The 16,754-nt window shown below is 46.0% G+C and carries 20 protein-coding genes; 7 read left to right on the plus strand and 13 right to left on the minus strand.

The features are described 5' to 3' along the window. Nucleotides 1-620 precede the first annotated feature (620 nt). Nucleotides 621-1,250, minus strand: a complete 630-nt coding sequence (locus EIM92_RS19210; RefSeq protein WP_211344392.1) for an O-methyltransferase — start codon at nt 1,248-1,250, stop codon at nt 621-623. Nucleotides 1,251-1,549: 299 nt separating this feature from the next. On the opposite strand from EIM92_RS19210, the gene EIM92_RS19215 reads away from it, so the two are divergent. Together EIM92_RS19215 and EIM92_RS19220 are read left to right on the plus strand one after the other, a co-directional pair. Further along, on the plus strand, nt 1,550-2,695 hold the full coding sequence (locus EIM92_RS19215; protein WP_125084198.1) for a THUMP domain-containing class I SAM-dependent RNA methyltransferase: 1,146 nt from the start codon (nt 1,550-1,552) through the stop codon (nt 2,693-2,695). A 41-nt stretch (nt 2,696-2,736) separates the two neighbouring features. Continuing rightward, on the plus strand, nt 2,737-4,830 hold the full coding sequence (locus EIM92_RS19220) for an LTA synthase family protein (RefSeq protein WP_246021066.1): 2,094 nt from the start codon (nt 2,737-2,739) through the stop codon (nt 4,828-4,830). Between the two features lie 103 nt (nt 4,831-4,933). On the opposite strand, the gene EIM92_RS19225 is transcribed toward EIM92_RS19220, so the two are convergent. From EIM92_RS19225 to EIM92_RS19245, 5 genes are all read right to left on the minus strand, one after another. Further along, nucleotides 4,934-5,170, minus strand: a complete 237-nt coding sequence (locus EIM92_RS19225) for a YuzB family protein (protein WP_125084199.1) — start codon at nt 5,168-5,170, stop codon at nt 4,934-4,936. Between the two features lie 24 nt (nt 5,171-5,194). Next, complete coding sequence (locus EIM92_RS19230; protein WP_125084200.1) at nt 5,195-5,497, minus strand: iron-sulfur cluster assembly accessory protein; 303 nt, start codon at nt 5,495-5,497, stop codon at nt 5,195-5,197. Between the two features lie 101 nt (nt 5,498-5,598). Further along, nucleotides 5,599-5,844 (minus strand): YkvA family protein, encoded by a 246-nt coding sequence (locus EIM92_RS19235; protein ID WP_125084201.1) that lies wholly within the window; start codon nt 5,842-5,844, stop codon nt 5,599-5,601. A gap of 135 nt (nt 5,845-5,979) precedes the next feature. Continuing rightward, nucleotides 5,980-6,921, minus strand: coding sequence for a M14 family metallopeptidase (locus tag EIM92_RS19240; protein WP_125084202.1), 942 nt, complete (start codon nt 6,919-6,921; stop codon nt 5,980-5,982). A gap of 86 nt (nt 6,922-7,007) precedes the next feature. Then, complete coding sequence (locus EIM92_RS19245) at nt 7,008-7,640, minus strand: TraX family protein (protein WP_125084203.1); 633 nt, start codon at nt 7,638-7,640, stop codon at nt 7,008-7,010. Between the two features lie 37 nt (nt 7,641-7,677). On the opposite strand from EIM92_RS19245, the gene EIM92_RS19250 reads away from it, so the two are divergent. Further along, nucleotides 7,678-7,884, plus strand: coding sequence for a hypothetical protein (locus EIM92_RS19250; protein ID WP_125084204.1), 207 nt, complete (start codon nt 7,678-7,680; stop codon nt 7,882-7,884). Nucleotides 7,885-7,920: 36 nt separating this feature from the next. Here the strand turns inward: EIM92_RS19250 and racE are convergent, their stop codons facing one another. The 4 genes from racE to EIM92_RS19270 all read right to left on the minus strand — a co-directional run bounded on the left by racE (nt 7,921) and on the right by EIM92_RS19270 (nt 10,322). Next, nucleotides 7,921-8,736 (minus strand): glutamate racemase, encoded by an 816-nt coding sequence (racE, locus tag EIM92_RS19255; RefSeq protein WP_211344393.1) that lies wholly within the window; start codon nt 8,734-8,736, stop codon nt 7,921-7,923. Nucleotides 8,737-8,919: 183 nt separating this feature from the next. Next, nucleotides 8,920-9,411, minus strand: coding sequence for a YtxH domain-containing protein (locus EIM92_RS19260; protein ID WP_125084206.1), 492 nt, complete (start codon nt 9,409-9,411; stop codon nt 8,920-8,922). 132 nt (nt 9,412-9,543) lie between these two features. After that, nucleotides 9,544-9,984 (minus strand): DUF86 domain-containing protein, encoded by a 441-nt coding sequence (locus EIM92_RS19265; protein ID WP_125084207.1) that lies wholly within the window; start codon nt 9,982-9,984, stop codon nt 9,544-9,546. A 50-nt stretch (nt 9,985-10,034) separates the two neighbouring features. After that, nucleotides 10,035-10,322: a Dabb family protein gene (locus EIM92_RS19270; RefSeq protein ID WP_125084208.1), complete on the minus strand. Its 288-nt coding sequence runs from the start codon at nt 10,320-10,322 to the stop codon at nt 10,035-10,037. Nucleotides 10,323-10,514: 192 nt separating this feature from the next. On the opposite strand from EIM92_RS19270, the gene EIM92_RS19275 reads away from it, so the two are divergent. Then, nucleotides 10,515-10,841 (plus strand): hypothetical protein, encoded by a 327-nt coding sequence (locus tag EIM92_RS19275; protein ID WP_125084209.1) that lies wholly within the window; start codon nt 10,515-10,517, stop codon nt 10,839-10,841. Nucleotides 10,842-10,906: 65 nt separating this feature from the next. Beyond that, nucleotides 10,907-11,743: a patatin-like phospholipase family protein gene (locus tag EIM92_RS19280; protein WP_125084210.1), complete on the plus strand. Its 837-nt coding sequence runs from the start codon at nt 10,907-10,909 to the stop codon at nt 11,741-11,743. Between the two features lie 93 nt (nt 11,744-11,836). Here the strand turns inward: EIM92_RS19280 and EIM92_RS19285 are convergent, their stop codons facing one another. Together EIM92_RS19285 and EIM92_RS19290 are read right to left on the minus strand one after the other, a co-directional pair. After that, nucleotides 11,837-12,496, minus strand: coding sequence for a DUF1266 domain-containing protein (locus EIM92_RS19285; protein ID WP_125084211.1), 660 nt, complete (start codon nt 12,494-12,496; stop codon nt 11,837-11,839). Then, nucleotides 12,493-14,427 (minus strand): tetratricopeptide repeat protein, encoded by a 1,935-nt coding sequence (locus EIM92_RS19290; RefSeq protein ID WP_125084212.1) that lies wholly within the window; start codon nt 14,425-14,427, stop codon nt 12,493-12,495. The genes EIM92_RS19285 and EIM92_RS19290 overlap by 4 nt, the downstream gene beginning before the upstream one ends. 152 nt (nt 14,428-14,579) lie before the next feature. Here EIM92_RS19290 and EIM92_RS19295 point away from each other — a divergent pair, with 152 nt between their 5' ends. Next, nucleotides 14,580-14,909: a winged helix-turn-helix transcriptional regulator gene (locus EIM92_RS19295; protein WP_125085283.1), complete on the plus strand. Its 330-nt coding sequence runs from the start codon at nt 14,580-14,582 to the stop codon at nt 14,907-14,909. A 4-nt stretch (nt 14,910-14,913) separates the two neighbouring features. After that, on the plus strand, nt 14,914-15,831 hold the full coding sequence (locus EIM92_RS19300; RefSeq protein ID WP_125084213.1) for a DsbA family oxidoreductase: 918 nt from the start codon (nt 14,914-14,916) through the stop codon (nt 15,829-15,831). Nucleotides 15,832-15,956: 125 nt separating this feature from the next. Here the strand turns inward: EIM92_RS19300 and EIM92_RS19305 are convergent, their stop codons facing one another. Next, nucleotides 15,957-16,751, minus strand: coding sequence for a Nif3-like dinuclear metal center hexameric protein (locus EIM92_RS19305; protein ID WP_125084214.1), 795 nt, complete (start codon nt 16,749-16,751; stop codon nt 15,957-15,959). Between the last annotated feature and the right edge of the window lie 3 nt (nt 16,752-16,754).

Genomic DNA, 16,754 nt, shown 5'->3' on the forward strand with positions numbered 1-16,754 from the left:
ACAATAGCCTGGACGTATGAATCGGCCTAAGGGCATGATGTGACTAGCACACGACTGTGCACCAGCTAACGGTGTAACGCGGGCATGATAGTTTGCTTAAAAAGATGGTGTGCGTAACAGCCTCTGTTTGCTCCTGTTAAAACAACCTCGCCGATTGGCGAGGTTGTTCCTTCTAGCGTTAGACACACGCGATAATTGGGATATGATAAGAGGGTTTATAGTATTTAGTTTCCGCGGCAAAGAAGGTAATGTAGATTTAAATGGATTTCGTGTCATTAGAAAAGGAGAATTTCCAGTCATGGGCTGGATCTTTGATTTTAGGTGCATAAAATCCATCTAATCCCCTGAATCATTCGTTTTGAGCATAATTAGATACATGAAGTCCATTTGTGTTCGGCAGCTTGGTACCAGAAATTTCAGTATACAGCAGCTTGGCATACAAAACTTCGTTCACGGCACTTCGTGTACAGCCACTTTGTGTCCAGCATTTAGTGTCCCACAGCTTATGAAAATTGAACTGCAAAGACAGCTGCCAACTGCCTACACAATGCAACCAATGCCCGGATCGAATACCTTCCCAGGCAAGCGATCAAAAGACTCTAAAGACTCTAAAGATGTATCTATTTGACCATAGCGAGCGCAAGACCATCATAGGCTGGAAGAAAGGCACTGATCAGGCGCTCGTCCCGGGCTATCATTTCGTTAAACTTGCGCATTGCGAGCACGGCTGGGCCATTCTTATCCGGATTCAAAGTACGGCCGCGAAGCAGTGTATTGTCACCTGCGATAATCGCCCCCGGCAAGGCCAATTTAATCGCATATTCTAAATATGCCGGGTAGTTCTCCTTATCCGCATCGATAAAAAAGAAATCAAACCGCTCCCCCTGCCGTTCCAATTCAATGAGGCTGTCTAGAGCAGGGCCGATTCGATAGTTTACAATTTGCCCATAACCTGCATCAGCCATATTTCTACGCGCCAAAGCCGCATTTTCCTCTTTCAGTTCCAGTGACAGCAGCTTGCCTCCCTCAGAGAGTCCCCTTGCCAAACATATTCCACTGTATCCGCCCAACGCACCTATTTCCAGTACGGACTGAGCCTTGGACGATTTAGCCAGCAAAGTCAATAATCTGCCATAGCCCGGTACGATTGATACATCTCTGATCCCGTTGTCCAGAATAGATTGCTTCACTTTATTCAGCTGTTCATCTTCAGCATATAATTCCTCACCGTATTGTTCAGGTGTTATCATAATAAATATGGCTCCTCTCACTCGAATTCATAGCGAATCCGTTTGTATCTTCATTGACATTGTCCTATACTGAATTGTATGGTTTTTAGGCGGTTACCACAATAGAGGTTTACATAAGCGAAAATTGTCAGAAGCTTAGGTTTAGCGTAATTCAATCAGTAAATTCATTAGTAAATCAGATTAGTGGTTCATATGAGTCATTCATATTTAGCGGTTCCCATTAGTGGACACATTTGTGATTCACTTTCTAAAATCACCGCAACTTGTTAAAACTGATAAAACGGAGTTGATACATTCTTATGCCAGGTCCACTGCAATTAATTGCAACCTCCCCGATGGGGCTCGAAGCCGTCGTCGCCCGAGAACTGAAAGAACTAGGCTACGAAGATACGATGGTTGAGAACGGGAGAGTAAATTTCACGGGAGATCTCATCGACATTTGCCGCTGCAATTTATGGCTGCGCACATCTGACCGTGTACTGATCAAAATGGGCGAATTCTCCGCCCTTACCTTCGATGAGCTGTTTGAAGGAACAAAAGCATTGCCTTGGCAGGATTGGATCCCAGCCCATGGCGAGTTTCCAGTCGAAGGCCGCTCCCACAAGTCCCAGTTGAGCAGCGTACCCGCCTGTCAAGGTATCGTCAAAAAAGCGATTGTCGAAAAACTGAAGGAATCCTATCGCACGGAATGGTTCGAAGAGAACGGCCCGCGTTATGTTATCGAGATCAATCTTTTGAACGACAAAGCACTGTTGACCTTAGATACAACAGGACCGGCATTACATAAACGGGGCTATCGCAAGCACGCAACAGAGGCCCCACTGAAGGAGACCATGGCCGCAGCTATGATCTTGCTCAGCCGCTGGAACCAAAATCCGTCGCGACCATTCTACGATCCTTGCTGCGGATCAGGCACATTGCCTATCGAGGCAGCCTTGATCGGCTGGAATATCGCGCCGGGACTACGTCGCTCATTCAATTCCGAAGCATGGCCTGTTCTTCCGGAGGAGCTTTGGCAGCAGGCTCGCGAGGAAGCCTTCGACGCAGTCAAGGATGATATTCCGCTAAGCATTGCGGGCAGCGATATCGACCCGAAAGCGATTGAGATTGCCAATGCTGCCGCGAAGAGCGCCGGTCTCGGCAAGGAAATTACTTTTCAGACTATACCTGCGGTACAAATACAGCCTGAAGGCGAATACGGCTGCCTGATCACGAATCCTCCATACGGCGAGAGGATCGGTGAAGAGAAAGAAGTCCGCAAGCTGATATCCCAGCTTGGCCGGGTTGCGGCTGGACTGCCTACCTGGTCGTTCTTCGCATTAACGCCTACCAAGCAATTTGAGCATGATTTCCATCGCAAGGCGGACAAGCGCCGCAAGCTGTATAACGGCCGAATTGAATGTCAATACTTGCAATTTCTTGGCCCCCTTCCTCCACGGCACTAATGCCGCCGGAAGGGGTTTCCCCTTTGAAAGGAGCTTAATTCGTGCTAACGCGAGCAAGTCAAATTTTCAATTATAGCTATAAAAAGCTGAAACATCGGCTGCAAGCCCCATTTTTACGCTACCGCCATTTCGAATATGCTTTATTCACCATTGTACTGTTCGGAAAGCTCCGTTATTTCCATCACAACTTAAACGCCAACAATATTGATATGAATAGGCTGGATAATATCATTGCCATCGGATCGATTATCCTCGCTTCCTTCTGGACGCTATGGCTGCATGGGCGTAAACGGTCGGTTGCCCTTTTGCTCCTGAATGTCTTGCTTACCGGTGTAATTTTTGCTGATCTGGTCTACTATCGGTATTTTCAGGATTTTCTTACGATACCGGTTCTGCTTCAAGCAGGGCAAATCGGGGAACTGGGCGAGAGCATTTCATCCTTAATCTTGAGATCCGACCTATGGCTGATCGCCGACTGGCTCATTGGGCTCGCCGTGCTAAGCTTTAGGATCATACGTCATAGAATAGGCCGAGCAGGGAATGTAAGTACAATTAGCAATATTGATGCATCAAGTAACGCAGGCAAAGTAAACATCGATAATACATCAAGCCACGATAGTGTATCAAGTAACCATAGCCTATCAAGCCACGATAGTGCAGCCAGCAGCGCAACATACAAAAAGCGGCCGATTCGCCGCCTGCTAACCGGATTGCTCGCTTTTGCCATTGGTTACAGCATGACGATGGGGCCAATCAACCATTACAAGAACACCTGGGCACGCGACTTGTTTGTCGGCAACTGGTGGACGTTATCCCTCTATAACATTACGGGATTGCTTGGTTTCCATTATTACGATGGATATCGCTATGCCAAGGACCACTTCAGCAGTAAGCCTTCGCTCTCCGCTAAAGAGCATGAGGAAATCCAGCAATGGTTCCGCAGCGCTGCGAAGGCAAGAGCAATGGGCAAGGGTGACGACACCTTTGGCGCCTACGAAGGCAGCAATATTGTCGTTGTCCAGATAGAGGCGCTTATGAATTTCATCATCGGAAAGACAGTTGGTGAGGAGGAGATTACACCTCATTTCAACAGTCTGATGAAGGACAGCATGTACTTTGCTAACTACTATCATCAGACAGGGCAAGGACGTACCTCAGATGCCGATTTTTCATCAAATAGCTCCCTGCATCCCCTTCCCACAGGCTCGGTCTTCGTCCGTTATCCGAATCACGATTATGATACGCTTCCGCAAATTCTTGGCATGCATGGCTATGAGACCAGCGCTTATCACGCGTATGAAGGCAGCTTCTGGAATCGAAATGTGATGTACAAAGCGATGGGTTACGATCATTTTTACAGCAAAAAACATTATGTCATGGATGAAGCGCTTGGCTGGTCACTCGGGGATAAATCCTTCTTTCGTCAATCGCTAGATTTTATGAGCAAGGGTACGGAACAGCCGTTCTACTCCTTTCTCATCACATTAACAAGCCATCATCCCTACCAGCTGCCCGCTGCAGAACGCAAGCTCAATGTTGGGGATTTTGAAGGCACTATCTTCGGCAACTATTTGCAGTCCGTGCATTATGCCGATGAAGCATTGGGACAATTGGTTGAAGGGTTGAAACAGAAAGGGCTTTGGGATCATACGGTTCTATATGTATACGGGGATCATGATAATTCCATTAAAGATAAGAGTGCTTACGAGAAATTCTTAGGAAGTTCTCTATCCGAATTGGACATGCACCAGATTATGAATCAAGTCCCAATGCTTATTCATCTTCCAGATGATAGACAAGCCGGAGTGTATAAGGAGCCTGCCGGACAGCTGGATATGGCTCCCTCGCTTCTGCACCTGCTAGGTATTCCGACCGAGTCCTATTTTATGATGGGCAACAATTTATTTAGCAGCAGCGACCGCTTTATCGCCCTTCGTTCCGGCGCATTCACCGACGGCCGCGTGTACTACATTCCATCCGCCGACGGCATATTCGATAACGGTCAATGCTACAGCTTGGATACAAGGAGGCTTACGAGCTTGGAGCCTTGCCGACGAGGTAATGAGGAAGCGAAGCTTCGCCTATCCATATCGGATCGGGTTATTCAGTCCAATTTGATTCAGCATTATCGTTGAACTTCCAATGAGGGTCAGGTTTCAAAATAAATTAGATGCCGTACAAAAAGAGCTGCCTATCTACGACAGATAAGCAGCTCATCTTCTAAGTTCACTTCTGCAATCACTTCGATTTCGGCTTTTTCACGAAAGGAGCCGCCTTGTCCAGCACCTCTTCCTCTGTTGGAGCGCTGATGTAACGTCCGTTAATATATACGAACGCCCGCTTGCCGCATGGCCCGCAATATGATTTGCAGCCGATCTTAATTTCAGCATCAGGCGCAAGCTTCTGAAGCTTGGGCACGAATGTCTTCATCCGTATATGATTGCATTTATCGCATACTCGAATGTCATTAGCCATGGTAAATCCCTTCTTCTTTCAATGCTAGTGGTCACCGTGATTTCCTTTGGACGGGTTCGTGATCACGAAGCCTTCCTGCGGGAAATACAAATAATCGATCTTCACGCCTTCGAGAAGCGGTTCGTTCAGATCAATAATAACATCAATTTCTTTATCTGTAGCCACAACCTGGTCATTGTTGGAACGCTTGACCAAATCGAGACCATAATGTGCATGATCACCATGAGCATGGGTGATGAACACTTTGAGCGTAAGACCTTTGTTCTCTTCCTTTTCCAGTTCCCTCTTTATCACCTTCGCCGCATTGCGGGTAATTTTGACGCTCATACGATCGCTCCTATCTTCTAATGACTACCTAAGAACCTAACATTCCTATTGTAAAGAATGTCTCTTGTTCACGCAAGTGCCGGTACGCGTTCAACCCACTATCATTTCAAGGTGGGGGGATGCTTGCGTTCCGCCCTAGTCACGAACCAATCCATCAGCAGCATAGTTACAGCCATATCATCAATTGGAATGAACGGCAGCACATCAGGCAATACCCAATAGGCGAGAGCAGGTACAATGAGCAGCAGCTTGTCCAGGATAGGAATTCGTGATGATGCCAGCAGCCTCGGAACACGACGGAAAATATGCGACCAATGCCGAAGCGACCATAATCTTCTCCATTTCATGCTGCTCCCTCCTCCTTTTTGCATTTACTTCATTGTTGTCATAATTCGCAGAAACTTGACACTCTATCCATTATCCGAGATACAACTTGCAATTTACAATACCCTATTTTGACGGATTAAAAAAATAACCCGGGGTTACCCCCGGATAAACGCGGCCAGCAATAACGAAATCTCGCTGTAAATTTGCTCGAACTGCTCTGGCGGCAGCGGGTTAACACCTTCTCCCGCTTCGATTGTGAAGCCGGGACGGCGAAATTCGCTGATGAACCAATCTTTATACCCCGCATCGCTGTCCATAAGTTTCACCGCCTCATATCCACTAACCTTCGCTAACCGTCGAGCTAAGCCTTCTGAGTAAGCGGGCTCCAGATTCCGGTAATTCCAATAGATCTCGCGGCCTTGAGTATGCAGTGATGCTACCCTGCTGAAGCTGATCCTTCTTGTCAGAGCGGCAAGGGCAAACGCCTCCGGCTCACAAAGCGGATGCTCTCCCCCGTAGTCCTGAGAAGCCGGGGCAGCAACGCCCCGACGTAGACGCTCCTCCTCCCAGCCTGCGGGGAATTGATCATTTAAATCAACGCCGCGAATATTCGCCTTCCAACGGCTGAAGTCCTCTTGCCCGGAATTCCATTCCATGAGCTGCACTCGAAAGGGGCAACCCGGCCACAAGCCATCCTGCGACAAGTTCATGCCGTCCGGATTCACCATCGGCACCGCCCATAATGTAACATCACTCAATACATCGCTCAACGATTTCATGACTTGACTGTTATGGCGATGATCCTCAATGCCGGGTACAGACTCATATAAGGCGGCCAATTGCTCTATGAACCGTAGCAGAAGCGGCGTGGTGATCCATTCGTTGGCATGGACAGAAGCATTCGCATGAACGCACTCTGCGCCTTTGCCAATGACAATCGCATCGATCGATTTACCCAATACGCTTTTTCCAATTTCCACACGCCTCAAACTAGAATAACGCTCTAATAACCGTCCGATATGGGCTATCCCATCCTCATAACGGTACCCATCATGCACGCGCACAATAGGTTGTTGGCCACTGCTCTCTGACGCCATCAGCATCCCTCCCTTAACAAATCATTGGTTGATTGGGGTGCTTCCACGTTGCATTTAAGACTACAGACGACACTGGAAACAATCCGTTATTTGCCTATGAAATAAAGGATCAGCGCAAGTACGGCTAAATGTGCCGGGTAGAACAGTCTCCAGAACCAGCGGGGCATACGCCACGACTCCAGCCTTATCCACAGATTCGGTCCATACACGATCAACATGGTCGGAATAATACTAAATAGCTGTAGAATCCAACCGTACGTAAACAGAGCAGCCAAATTTAACAATAAATGCATTCCTACGAGCATTGGGCCCGACTTCATATAATTGAATATAAGCATGAGAAGCAGTCCATATGCCCCATATTCAAAAGGAAATATCTCAAATAAGAAGCAAACGAATACAATCAATATAAACGAGAAACAACTGTGAGACAGTCTGTCGAGCGCGCGCAGCAGAACCGCAGCAACACATAAAGAGGCAACGACATTCAGTTCATTCGTGTCGAATACTAATTGGTACGGTATTTGTGATACAACAGCAATACTAAACAACCGGATCACATATTTGCTGTGAGAGGATGTATGCTGATGCCCTTGCGCTAGAGCATATGCATATAAAGGAAATGCGATGCGGCCAATGATTCTCCATAGAGGTTGGTCCGGAAAAAACAGCAGTCCTACATGATCGATCAGCATGGTCAACATGGCGAGAAACTGCATCCCTAATCCTCCTTCATCCAAATTTATGTGCGATGGAATGACTGAACTATATTCACCTGCATGGTTAACCGCCATTACCAGTGTGCCCAGCTATGACGGTGGGCTCAAAATTTGTCCGGAGGCGCATCCTAGCGACGGGCAATTGGACATTTATATCGTATTGCGGCAGATTAATGCTGCTGTTCCTATTTTTCGACAGTATTCTTCGACCGCCAATTACATAAAAACAACCTTTGCCGGATAGCAATCCTTCCAGCAAAGGTTGTTCTCATGTTCCGACTCAAGTTGGGGTGGATATCTGCCAGACGATGGGGGTCAGCTCAATCTGCTCTCCCAACCATTGGCGAGCGATTTTACTGAACATTTCAGAATCTCCACTACAAAAAAATTGATGTATTGGCATTTCATTACCACGGGCTAACTGTCCTTTCTGATACAGTACCGTGCTAATTTCCCGTGCAGTCTCATCCGCTGAACTGATCAACTTCACATTAGGCCCCATAACCTCCTGAATTGAGCGCTTCAAGAACGGGTAGTGCGTACATCCCAGGATCAAACAATCGATCGGATGCAACCTCATCCATTGCAAAGATTGCTCTACAACCTGCTTTGCTTCCGGCGTCTCGAACTGTCCTTGCTCAACAAGTGGAACGAATTCAGGGCATGCATCGCTTACTACGTCAATGCCAGGGTTCAACTCCTTCAAAGCCGACGTGTAGGCTCCACTATTAATTGTGCCTATCGTTCCGATAACGCCGACTCTTCCTGTCTTTGTCGCGCTGATTGCCGCCCTTGCCCCAGGATGGATTACCCCAATGACGGGAACGCTAACCTTCTTCTTAATATGCTCGAGTGCGGCTGCTGTTGCAGTATTACACGCGATGACAATCATTTTGGGATCAAATTGAATCAGATAATCCACGATTTGCTCGGTAAATAAAGTGACCTCTTCCGGGGAGCGAGGTCCGTAAGGTGTACGATCTGTATCCCCGAAATAGATAATTTTCTCTCTGGGGAGCTGTCTCATGACTTCCTTGGCCACAGTAAGACCGCCCACTCCCGAGTCTAGTATTGCGATGGCTTGCTGCACGAACATACCGCTTCCTTTTATTTTAGTTTAAATGCCCTACGTTACATTATGACTATTCATCATAAAATGTACTAAATAAATATTACCCTATATGAGGAGACCGTGACAAGGAAAGAACCTGGCAGCTTAACGTGCCATAACTGAGAAAAAGACCCTGCTGGGTCTTTTTCAGAGCATATTCGACTAGCATTAAATCTTATTCTTGTTCCCTTCAGCGGAAGCTGCTTGCTCCTCTACGGCTTCTATTTCCAATGCCTGGGTTTCTTCTGCGCTAAAGGATATCTCGTCAACTGCGGATCCCTCTCCAGCCGCGGCTGTCTCAGCGGTTAAGGCCGTTTCCAAAAGCTCGGCTGCTTCCCCCGGATCAGTCTCCAGGGCGATTGTTGAAATCTGCGCTTCATCGCCAACCTCGTTGCCTTCTTCGCCTTTGCACTCGCGCCAAGCCTGGATATCCTGGGTAAGGTTTCCGGCGGTTTCTTTTACTTTCTCCGCTAAATGAACGCTTTGTTCACTAACTTTTCCGGCGATTTCCTCCGTTTTCTCACCAACTTGACGCGCACCTTCAGCAATGTCTTTGCGAAGCTCTTTCCCCGATTTTGGAGCAAATAACAACGCTGTAACCGAACCTACAATCGCACCAATGGCTGCGCCCCATAACCATTCTTTGTTTCCCTTGCTCACGATACATCTCTCCTTATGCGGCCGCCCGTACATCAGGGCTAATGCCTATATAGTTAATTCATTATAAGCAGTAGATGCTTGTTTCGACACAATCCTGGAGAAGACATTTTCTCGGATACCTTCTAAGCTCGATTAATTTTCAATGCCTTCTTGATCCAAATAAGCACGGACATGCTCCGCAAAGGCAGGAAGCGCTTCTTCTTTCTTAAGGCGATTCAATAGTTCAGAGGCTACAACGCGATCCACGTCATAGTATTCCTGTACTAGCGGCTTACGCAAACGAACGAGTTCAATTAAGCTAGCATGCAGCTCCGAGCCGACTACTTTCTCATCCAGCATAATATCAATAATGTCTTCGTAGCTGCTGGCATCTCTCATAATAAAACCGTCAATTAAATAACTGCCCACGTCAGTAACGATTTCCAACGCCAAATGAAGCGCTCTCTCTAGGGCATAACGTTCAAGAAGATTTGAATCTTGAATCTGCAAGGTGTCTGATGACTTCAAGACTTGGACGATTTCCGGCAGCATATGTAATCTGCGCTCAATTTGTTCCCGGTTGACGTAATACAAGAAAGTCTCCCCCTTTGCTCATTTCAAGAATAACTTATTGCCCGGCTAACTTAGAATTCAAAATCAACCGCTACCTGGCTCTCTCTAGCTTCCGCCATATGCTCAATTACCTTCTGGTGAACGGGATGCACCTGATAACCTTGTAAATCCACCAGGGAGTCAAATGTAGTTACAAGCGCAATATCATACGAACGCGGTGATTTTACAACGTCCACTCCCACCTCAATACTGCGAAGCTGCTCGATCTTTCCTTCCATATTACGGAGAACGCCAGCCGTTCTCTCGATGCTCTCTGGGGAAGAATCCTTCAGTTTAAACAATACAATATGCTTAATCATGACATGCTCTCTCCTTAAAATAAGTAATTACTCTCAGAATATATCATACCGCATATCGAACGGAAAGCGGACGCACAATTCAACTGGGCATAAATCTAACTTTCTCGAGGCAGCACATTTGTCCAAACTCTATGATAATACCGAACATATCATATATTGCGAATCTTATAAAACACCAGGAGTGGATCTATCATGGGCATATTGAACATGTTGTTCAAACGGCCGAAGCTTAAGCTTCGTTTGCTCCAAGCTTCACTGGAGCTTCTGGAGCTGCGGGTCGATCATTTGGAACACCTGCTCGCTTCAGCTACATTCCCCGACTCTGAAACGACGGAACGGCTCGGCAAATTTGTCGGCCAGCAGCTTTCCATACAAACGAATACCATTAAAATCCCGGGAAAGTTAATCGCTGTGCACAGTGACAACTTCGAAATCTGTGATTTAAACGGAAGGCTGGTTTTCATACCCGCTACAAAAATTATTTCCGTTACATTTGATAATAAACAGCTGCAACATTAAACTATAGATATGCGAATTTTTAATGCGATTTCAGCCCTAATGTCCCTATTATGAGGTGAATTGAATTGCCAAGTTTAATATTAGAAGGGGGAACCCTCCGTCCCATTTTTAGCGCGGGCGTGATGGATGCGCTGCTGGACGAGCAAATTATGTTCCCCTACTGCATTGGAGTGTCTGCAGGAATCAGCAATGGATTTTCCTATATATCCAAGCAAAAGCGGAGAAACCTGGATATTGTAGAGCAATACCGCAACGATCCCCGTTACATCGGGTATCGGAATTTCATTCGTCATCGCAGCCTGTTCGGCCTGGATTTTATTTTTGGTGAAATCCCTAGACAGCTTATCCCATTTGATATGGAGACATTTCAGAGCTATTCGGGCAAGCTGCTTGTTGGGGTAACCAATGCGGAGACAGGCCAGCCGGAATACATTGACGGCCTGCAAATCGACGAAACAATGACGATGCTCCGGGCGACCTGCGCCATCCCTATGTTCTTTCCAGCCATTGAGATGAATGGCTCCAAATATTATGACGGCGGATTAATCGATCCCATCCCGATCCGCAAAGCGGTGGCGGATGGCAATGATAAGCATTTAATTATTCTCACTCAACCGAAAGGCTATGTAAAAACATACAGCAAACAGAATGGTATGGTCGCTAAAATGCTAAGACGCAAGTATCCGCTGCTGGAGGAGATTTTGCTGACGAGACATGAGAGATATAATGAAACGGTTGCTTATTGCGAACAATTAGAAAGAGCGGGCCAGGCGATCATTATTCGTCCGAAAATACCCCTGAATAGCTTCGAGAAAGATGTCAACAAGCTCCGCGCTACATGCCAGCACGGGTATGATCTGGCGATGGAGCAAATGCAAGACATCCATAAGCTATTCCATTAATCGCTGGAGCATTCCTTTATCCGCTTCACATGTGCGTGTACGTCTTAATTAAATTTAGAGAGATAGGCGGCAAACATTAGGTTCAAACTATTTCTATAGTCGGGTCTGCCAGCCTATAAGCTTCTTAGCACTGAACCTCCGAGCTAACAGCCGAGTAATCATATATTGGTTATAAGTGCTGTAAGGCATAACCTCCCCGCCCTCAGGGGGAGCAGAATAATACATTCCGGCGATGCAGCCAACATTATATTCATCCCAGCTGACATACTGGCGCTGGGCAATCCGGGCGATTTCATGGGAGAAGACTCTGGCTTCCCTGATCGTTATATAACCTAATCTGACACCGGTTTGAGCGAGTGCCAGATAGAGCGCATAGTCGTAGGCAGCTATTCCCCCTGAGCCCAAGAATGGCATGATCTTGTCCACACGCATTAGCTTACTCTTATGCTCACTCGAGTCAGGCAAGCTTGCAATGTATTTACTGCGCTCCGTCGCCGGCATGGCGGACAGGCAATTTTTCAAGCTGTTGTATTCCAAGCGATGTCCCTCATATAACAACCACTTCAGCTTCTTATTGCAAGTATAAGCATCTTTTACTCGGTGGCGACGATATATCCAGTGATCAAGCGCATCTCTGGAAGTCACTCCGAGTAAATTCAAGCTCCTGATGCTTGGATCATTTAGAGGATCGTCCACAAAAAGAGCGTCTGTCATCGCACTATAATAGATTCTTCTTTTCACGATTCCGATCATGCGCTTGTCCTTTCTTTAAGCGTTTTTAGTAACCTTCTTCTCTTCTCTTTCAGCAAACGTATAAACCAGATGAGGAAGAACAGCATGGTTCCAAAAGAAAATAAATGCAAATCTGTGATAAGAGATTGCTCATGCTGTGGTCCCTCTTCAATATATTTTGAAAAATAACTTAGAGGCTTCTCATTGTCCAGAGGCAGCCACTGTAAAGCCTGGAATGCAGCGTGTTCAACGTCCGTAGAAGCTAATTCATGGATATACCCGGAGATAGTCGCGGAATACCCGCTGTCTTTCGCGGCATCTCCGAGCCATCTTTTAGATATAAAAATGACATTGTGCTGCTTAATACCGCCTACATAAAAATAACTCATGGCGAAGCCGTATTCCCTCCAGTTATTGTCAGCAAACGTTCTGTTCTGAATAACTATCTTAGGATTTCGTGTGACCGCTTCAAGCTCATACCGTCCCAAATTAAGATCCTTAATATCCGTCAAAGTTAAGGTTACATAGCTTCCCGCCCCAACTTCCTCCAGTTGACTCAGACTCGTTATAACGATAGTCCCCCCGCTCTTTACACCATCCACTACGGCATAGCCGAACCATCCTATGCTCATGACCAATGCCATAAATACGCATATTACCCGCCAAAAGAACCTTCGATTTTTAACAAGCTGTTGTCTAGCGGCTTGCCTTTCTCGATTATGCAGCTCCTTTACATATTTAGGATGCACAATTGCCAAACCATGAAGCGCCTGGATCGCCTCCAATGAGCCCGGTTCTGCCTGCTCGACTACTTCCATAAACCCATCTTTCGCTCGATCGCCTTGTCCTAGCTTCAGCCAGCAATGATAGAGCATCAGCTTCGCTTCGACCAGGTGAGGAGTATGGATTAGTAGCGACTGAAGATCCTCAGCTGCCTGTGCATACTTTCCTTGCTGATACTTCATACGGGCGCGCTGGAAATAACCGTCTAATTCCTCGGGAACCACTTGGATAAGCTTGGCACATGCATCCAATGCTTCCGCATCCTTTCCCACTCGCACATAATATTCTGCCAGCAATCGCAGTAAGTCGGGATCATCGGCAAAAATCGCATAGCCTTGTTCAAGGAGCCGGCCCGCTTCATTCAATTTATTGGCCATCAATGCTTGATAGCCTTTATATCGAAATCTAAGAAACTGTTCAACATCTATATCGCCGGCATGCAGTAGAAATTCATAACGCAGGCCAGGTTCTTCCAACTGTTTCACATAATATTCCGCAAAAGAATCGGCTCCCTCGTGTTCATACCCATTCCATCGCTCGCCCAAATCAAATTTCCAACCAAAAAAGCCCTCAAGCAGCTTCCAAATCTCCTGTGGGAGATAAGGGCGGCCTTCCAGCACCACAAGCAATCGTTCACTGATCTCAGCTTTGTTGTAAATATCCCAGGTTACCTTCGAATTCAACAGTTCTACCCAGTTATCACTTGAAATTCTTGAAGGAAAATGATCATATAAAGCGATTGCCTGCTCAATGAACTCATCAATACTCTGACTACCTTCTCCCCATTCATCGAAGCCGAAATCAAAAGAAGCCATGTCTAGCCCATTTGGCAATCTAGATGGAATAATTACCATTTGCCCAAGCTCCTCTGTAGGTCCGCTTTCCATTGGTTCTACGTATAGCCAATTTTGATTTTGTTGATTCTGTGGGTCGAACTGATCTTGTTGCTCTTGTTCTATGTAATTGGGCTCGTTTGAATGCTTTACCATTTCATTTTGCTGCTTGGCGATCTTCAATGCTCGATCATACGCCTCGCGAAGCTCTTGATAACCTGCCGGATCATCTTCGGGATGGTATACCTGAAGCTGTTTGGCATATGCACGTTTAATTTGTTTGATATCATTTGTAGGCTCGATGCCGAGCCAATGCCAAATGCTCATATAAGACATAACTATACGCTCCACTATAAAATGTAATTTTTTCGAAGTTCCCCCTATTTTATCGGTAGCAAAGAAAGATTTATTAATAAATTAGTATACTTTTTATACTTGCTATATTTTTTATATTAGATATAATTATTACACAAAGGGAGGCGATATTCATTCAAATTTGCCCATACTTAGAGTACTCCTTCAGCATTCTGGGGAGGAAATGGAATGGATTAATCCTTCATTACCTCTCTCTTTGCGAGAATGGTACAGCTCATTTCTCAGACATAAAGCGGGATCTGACTGACATTACCTCAAGAACATTATCCTTGAAGTTGTCCGAGCTTATCGATTATGGATTAATTGAGAAAAAGGTAACTTCTAACCCTACTGTCACCATTTCGTATGTTTTAACGGAAAAGGGGCTTTCCTTAACAGCAGCGCTCATGCCTATTCAAAAATGGGCTCAGCAATATGAGAATCTATCCAGAAAAGAGGAATAACACGATGACCAACAAAAATATGATGTGTGATTTAAAAACAGGCGTATGCGGAGAAGTGAATGATGACGGAATTGAGCTTATCGATTTGAATGAGCCTGAAAAAAAGGTTCGTCTCTACTATGTAACCGATCCGATTTGCTCCCATTGCTGGGCGCTTGAACCGGAATTACGTCGATTTGAAATTCAATACGGACAATATTTCCAATTCCACACGGTTATGGGGGGGTTACTGGAGAGCTGGAATGGCTTTGCCGATGTAAAGAACGGCATTAACAGCCCAGCGGATGTGGCCGGCCACTGGCGTGAAGTAGGGGAGCATTCCCGCATGCCAATCGACGGTTCGCTATGGCTCGATAACCCGGTACAGTCCTCTTATATTCCTTCTCGGGTATATAAAGTCATTCAACAGCAGGATGAGCAGCAGGCAAGCACTTTTTTGCGCAGGGCAAGAGAAGCGGTATTTGCCTTTAACAAGAACATCGGAAAGGACGATGTATTGATCGACATCGTTAATCAAATGGGTTTGGATGGCCCAAGGATCGTAGAGCAAGCGGGAATGCCCGCGGCACAGAATTTATTAGAGGAAGATTTCGAGCTGTCACGTTCGCTCGGGGTGCGGGGATTCCCAACAATTATCATGGTCAATTCAGACAATAAAGGCGTGAAAATTGTCGGCGCCAGATCTTTAGATGATTATGTGAAGGCACTGAAACAACTGTTAGAGGTGAATAATCTGCAATCTCGCGACCTTCCTGATATTGCAGACCTTCTGAAAAGAGAGCAGCGCTTGTTCTCTAAAGAAATAGAAGTCATGTATGATCTGACTCCGCAAGAGGTTAACGGCTTTCTGGAAAAATCAATTCCTGCAAGCGAGTATACACTTTCAAAGGTGATGGGAGAAACATGTGTGGAGTCTATTTAAAGTGAAAGTTATCCACGCAAAAAGTCTATGATTTAATTTCTTCAATAATTATATGCTGAAAGCAATCAAGACGACTGCTGCGAGAATATTTGCAGCAGTCGCCTTTTTCGTAATTTTTCCAATAGTTATCCGATTTGAAAAAGAGGACGCTCTTCCATAAAATGCACGGGAAGCGGATGATATACGGCCTGCAGCTGCTTCGCCAAAGCTCTCATTCCCGGCGCTTCGCTTTCTGCATGACCCATTACGATGAGCGCCGTCTGTCTTCCCTGCTGAGCAGCGTCTCTAACATACTCCGGGGCTTCCCATTCCGGGCCTTCTCCGACAATGACCACATCGAGATTCTCCGCCGTGAATAAAGGAATTACATTTGTGCCTCCGCCCCGGTAACCGACTAATATCCCTGCTCGCTTGCAGCTCAACAACCTGTCGCCGACAATGCGTACATAGGGAATCCGGAGTTTCAGCTTCATATCATTCGCGATCTCGGCTACAGTCATCTCAGGCAAATCAACGATAGTAGAGTTCGGGTGAACACGCTCGATATAACCTTCCCAATTCATTGCTTGAATCAGACCAGATGTGATCATGTCCGGTTTATATTTATGAATATAGTCATGCAGCCGAAAAATCGCGATACCCGACTCTTCAATCAATCTTCGCTTCTGCAAATAGACCGGATCGTTCTGCAGCAATTCTGGAGAACATTGATGACTATAATAAATGCCTTCATGAGTAATTAGTAAATTGATACCTAATTCGATAGCCTGCTGGATAACATGATATGTCGGCATAAAAGTAACGCCAATTCCGGTAACCTCGGTATCTGGTTTTCCCGTTTCAAGTCGATCCACAGTATTCTCCAAAAGTCCGATTGGAGCTATCAAATAATCCAGTACTTGCTGTATCGATATCATCATCGT

This window comes from Paenibacillus lentus (assembly GCF_003931855.1).
Taxonomy (GTDB): domain Bacteria; phylum Bacillota; class Bacilli; order Paenibacillales; family Paenibacillaceae; genus Fontibacillus; species Fontibacillus lentus.